This window comes from Thauera sp. ZXT1-4, assembly GCF_052598215.2.
In genome coordinates this window covers 1-662 of record NZ_JBQWSN020000129.1, presented here as the reverse complement: position 1 = coordinate 662, position 662 = coordinate 1, and the positions used below count along the sequence as shown (strand labels likewise).

1 protein-coding gene is annotated in these 662 nt (G+C 64.4%); it reads left to right on the top strand.

The window, feature by feature from the left end; genetic code table 11:
• Positions 1–662 (top strand): hypothetical protein (locus ACUH78_RS19465; protein ID WP_510497626.1); only part of this gene is annotated, 662 nt, incomplete at both ends.

Genomic DNA, 662 nt, shown 5'->3' with positions numbered 1-662 from the left:
CTGGATTCCAGCCATCGGGCCCAGCTACAAGACCGATTTGCCCGAGGCACTGAGCAAGATGCAAGAGCCACCATTGGCCCCCGGTTTGTTGCTACCCGACTGCTTGGGTATCGGCGTCCTGCTAACACGCTTTCTGGGAAGCGAGCATCGAACGAACAAGCGCGTGTTCGGCATCGAACCGAGCACTGCAAAGCAGGCGGTGATGCAGTTGCTCAGCGCGCCTGGGCTCGAGCGACTCACCCCCGTGCGCGTCGCCCGTGCCCTGCCAACCCTTCTACGCAGCCTCGGCGCCGATGCCCCTGCCACGTGGCTGCTCTGCGCGGAGACCGACCGCAGCGATGAGCCGCGCATGTTCTATACCCAATATCGTGTCGATACGCTCATTCGCTTGCACGGGCGCGCCAGTCATCGACTCGCACGGCAGCTCGGCATTACACCCGCAACCGCCTTGCCACGCGTGCCCGCTGAGGCCATCACGAGCGATCAGGGAATGAGGGTCGGCGCCCGGTTCGTCGCACCGCTCGGGGTCGTCCATGACCTGCTCAGGACCCTCAGCGCCGAGATCCGCACCTCCCGCCGCACGCCGCTGTTTGGCGCACTGCTCGTTGCGTATCACGCGAGTTACACCCTCTACACATGGCTCTACTCGGCCCTCTCGACTA